The organism is Aequoribacter sp., from assembly GCF_965659035.1.
Classification (GTDB): domain Bacteria; phylum Pseudomonadota; class Gammaproteobacteria; order Pseudomonadales; family Halieaceae; genus Aequoribacter.
On the sequence record NZ_CBFHWH010000170.1, the window covers coordinates 1 to 1,697 of the forward strand.

Sequence of the window (1,697 nt, forward strand, 5' to 3'; positions counted from 1 at the left end):
AAGGGGTCACAACTTTCTGCATCAACCTGACCTAAAGTACCAACAACGATCCCTGACACACCCTCTTCATCGACATAATAAGCATCGCCGTTAATAGTGGCATCTGAACTTGCATCTAACATCGAGGTCGAAAGCTTGGTGCGAACATCACCGACGACTCTGGTATCGTCTTTTAAAATAACATTTCGACACCCTACAATTGCGTCATCCCAAACGCCTGCGGTCGCGACGTTTCTGACCACGACACCTGCCGTCAGCGACTGAGTAGCCAACGAACCACCACTAGAACCGCTGCGAACACCAACCACCGACACTTTATGGATCGTATCACCATTGTCGTCAGTCGCTGGCTGATCACCATTCATGATGTAAGACACAACATAGGTGTATCCATCCTCTGAGACTTTCTCGCATTCCCAGTTTCCTGGATCCTCAGTACTCAAGTTTTCTGTACAAAAACCATTGGTAGACACATCGCCATTGGTCAAATCAGAAACGGCCTGCTTAAGGCCTTTTTCGGCGTTACGCGTAGCATCGTCAGCCGCCTTGGAGTTAACGGATGTGCGCTCTTGCACGACTGTCTGCTCAACCGTGCTGAGGCCAGCCAAAGCCAACAGGGAAAGCGTCACGACGCTCACCAGCAAAACCGCCCCCTTCTGCTTCGAAGGCAGGGTTTTAAACGTTTGGTATGGTGTTTTCATAAATTGCGCTGCCATAAGGTGTCTCCCCCGACATTAATTGCGTCTAAAGTTGCGAATCGTCGCAACCGTACTAAAGTTTCGTGTGACTGGGTTGTTGCCCAGCGATGAAATCGTGTATTCGAACTTAACCGCTAACACTTTGTCCCAATTACCACCCACATTACTGCGGGCTACGTATTGCTCCACTGATCCGTCAGAGCCCGACGCAAAACTGCCGCCACTTTCCGTCTGGGCGTCGATACCATAGCGTATGCTGAAGTTTTCTATACCCTCTACTAGCTCAACTTCTGCTCCAGAGCTTAGCTGCAGGTAGAAAGAGTCTCCACCGCGGCCGTTATCCGCCACATAGAAACGTCGGACATCCAGTTTCATTACACTGGTCTGCGGATCATAGGTGCAACCCGCCGTACCCGAGCCACAGCTCGTTGGGTCGTAGGTTAATACCGTTGCACTATTAACCGCGGCCACTTCGATTGCTGTTGCCTGAGAGCAATTGCTCAACACAATGGTGTCGCCCGCGCTAAACCCATGACCGTCGGCGTTAAACGTAATTTGTCGATCAGCGGCATCGCCGCCATTCAAAACTATCTCGGCAGGGCACGTAGCCGCGTTGTCAGGGTCCACGGCACAGGTCGTTGCCTGCGACGCAGAAATTACGGAATAAATTGTGATGATGTCACTACTAACGGATCTTGAAATCCCTAAACCACTGGCGCCAGTACTGTCATTAGCGTAGAGGTATGGATGAAGGGTATCCGCCGTCGGCGTGACATCGAGGTAGAGCTTGTCATTACTATCGGGCAAGCAACCCCAGTAGCCTGCCCCCGAGAAAGAAGAGCGTAAAACCTGTGACATGACTCGTCCGTTCTCTACCACAACGGCACCCAAACGCTGATCAGCCCATGAGGCCCGAGCGGTTGAATAGATTTCTAAACTGCCCGCCAGCAGCACAGCCCCAAGAGCAAGGGCAATCATGATTTCGACGAGGGTGTAACC

The 1,697-nt window shown here is 51.5% G+C and carries 2 protein-coding genes; both read right to left on the reverse strand.

The window, feature by feature from the left end:
• Positions 1-716 (reverse strand): hypothetical protein (locus ACTF5Z_RS12125; protein WP_438985859.1); only part of this gene is annotated, 716 nt, incomplete at its 3' end.
• An 18-nt stretch (positions 717-734) separates the two neighbouring features.
• Positions 735-1,697, reverse strand: a 963-nt coding sequence (locus ACTF5Z_RS12130) for a PilW family protein (protein WP_438985860.1), incomplete at its 5' end; no start/stop codon positions are given.